Annotated in this window: 1 protein-coding gene; it reads right to left on the bottom strand. The window is 35.3% G+C overall.

Features of this window, described 5'->3' with window-relative positions:
* On the bottom strand, positions 1-2,759 hold a 2,759-nt coding region (locus J2Y37_RS15785), incomplete at both ends, for a hypothetical protein (RefSeq protein WP_349033414.1).

Below are 2,759 nucleotides of genomic sequence, written 5' to 3'. Positions count from 1 at the left end.
TAGCCATCGTTTGGTACGAGGTTATTAATATTCCAGCGGTAAACTCCGTTTTGTGGTGTCAGTGTCACCGTTTCAAATTGGGCTTTATCTCCCCAGTACGCATCGCTATTTATATCTGCATTAATTAAATCGGAAACAAAGTTACCATTGGCATCGACTTGACGCTTACGGTAAGAAACTTCCATTCTGATGCCATTGTTCTGAGCAGGTTGTAGATCAATCCAACTATCATTTAATTCATTCTTATGTTCGCCTGAACCCGCACCTAAACCAACATTGATATAACCTGTTGCTCTGTTGACAAGTTTATTGTTTGCATCAATTGTTTCGTAGCTATAGTAGACCGTGGTGCTGCCAAACAAGTTCAACTCTGCAATCGCAGTCGCATCGAGGATGGCTTTCCCATCTGCACCGACATTTAATACTGCAGTTTGGTTAAGCTGACCCGCAACTGTGCCATATTTGACAGTAAGTGTTTTACTGCCAGTTGGCTGTCCTGAGAAGGTAATGTGGTTTTGAACAAACGATGTAGGAATGTAGCTTAGAACTTTAGGCTCTATAGTATCACTTAAAAGAATTTTACCAATGATACCTTGTTTAGGTACAATATTATTAGATTGATCAAAAACCTCTAATTTAAACTCATAATCACCCTTTAATAATTCAAGATCATAATTACTATTGAATGAACGATAATCCCAAATAAGGTAGTTTTTAACAAAGGTAGTCCCACCTCTACCATCATCGGCCATTCCATAGTAAGCATTTGCTGTGTCCCAAGAAGTCGCTCCCACCTTTCGAACTTTAAGAACAACATTAGATGTATCCCCAACTTTCAGACCAAATTGATCTACAAACTCAACTGTCTCCGGTCTATAAATAATAAATCCATTCCCTCCATAATTTAAGGGAGTCACACTAACATTTACACCCTGAAAATTTTGTTCCAAAACACCTTGTTGCCTATTAATTACAATATAGTCCTTATTAAAAGAAATATATTGAAATTCATATTTCTTAGCTGGATCAATATTTGATAATTCTAACTCAAAGTTCCCACTTATTTCTTGACCATATATGTCTTTCAGAAAAGACATGCTTGAAGTTGTTTTATAAGCCCCATTACTTCCAAGTTCTCGATAATAGAACATAACCATATGCGTATCCGCAGTTTGATTAGTTAATCTTATAAGAGATTTTTTTTCTAAAAACATATAATTATTAGGAGGAACCCCTACTATACGTGTTGGTATTCCCCACTGCCCCCATGGAGTCTGAGGGTTATTAACAATAGTAACACCTATACTCTGACGCATTTCTCCTATATTAATAAATTTATTATCTTCTACTAGCACTAATTTAACATCAAAATAATATAAATTACCTCCATTAAAAGGCTCTGTATAACTTTTAAGTTTATGTAACTCATCAACACTAAGATCAAGAGCAAAACTTGTTGTTCCAACATCTGAATTTATAGAAAACTGTTCTGATGTTTTAATATAACCATCCTTATAGTTTTCGAATATTAATACAAAATTATTTCCATATTTTTTCAATATATCATTATTAAAATTATACTTTAACTTTATGGGGTAGTTTTCTACCACAGGAGAATACTCAGCACCATTTGTAGAAACAGAAACGGCATTAGTACTTGACTCTACAAAAAAACCTTTTACTACATCTTGCTTATTATTTACCACCTCTTTCTTATCATTATAAACACTTGGCATATCCCCTATAGATAATGCCTTCTGAATAGCACTCGCTTGATTATTAGCTGTATTAATTACACCTTGACCACCACCCAATATATCTCCTTTAGCATTATAGGTAATGTATTGATAATCATAATTCCGATTCTTAGCCAGTGCGCTTAAATTCACTTGATACCAGCCAGGAATATTATTATATAAAGTCGCACTAGTCGTTAATGTACTCCATTGACTCGAACCTTGAGGTTTATATTTCACCTCAACACGACTCGTTCCTACAGGTACATTGCTGATCTTAAGGTTATTATAAGGTTTTAATACTCCTTGATGATCGACAACCTGTTCACCAATCCTTAATACATCTCCGATATTATAATAATATGCTGCTGGTTTTTTACTTCCAAATGCCTCTTTAGTTTCTTGGTATGTTTTATCAGGGATACTATTTGTTGAATTCATCACCAATTCTGTAATAGTTGGTGATATTCTTTTATAAACTTTAATATTATAGCTCTTCCCCCCTAATAGTTTTTCTGCATTGGGATCTAGCTCAATTTCAACTTGATTACTGTTTGCACTTACACTCCTCTTATAAGTCTGCTCAACAGTACCATAAATTTTTAATTCAACTTCAAAGTCTCCATCTCCATAACTCTTTAGTTGCGATGGTAAAGCAAACTGAACTTTTTGTAATTCTATGCCTTCTTCATATTTTATGAATAATGTCGAACTAGAGAAGAAAGAATGCTTGATTTCTTTCCAGTTAACAGTCTTAGTCTTCTGTCCGACTAAAGTAATCGGCAACTTATAATCATTGAAGATATCAACCGCCACCTTGCTCATGGTATTGGCAACTGAATTCGTCGTATTATTCGGATTGGCAGTCACACTGCCGCCCGAGAACACATCAACGATATTCACAGAGCGCTTAATCGTCCCCGTACTGCTGTCTAATACCTTTCCTGTCGCATCCGTACTGCTATAACTAAAACTGAAATCAGCATTGGCCTTGATCGCTGAAATATCCAGTACAAAGGCACC

The sequence above is a fragment of the Acinetobacter sp. 3657 genome (assembly GCF_031456775.1).
Lineage (GTDB): Bacteria > Pseudomonadota > Gammaproteobacteria > Pseudomonadales > Moraxellaceae > Acinetobacter.
Note: the sequence above shows the minus strand (reverse complement) of the source record. Positions and strands in the feature narration are given on the sequence as shown.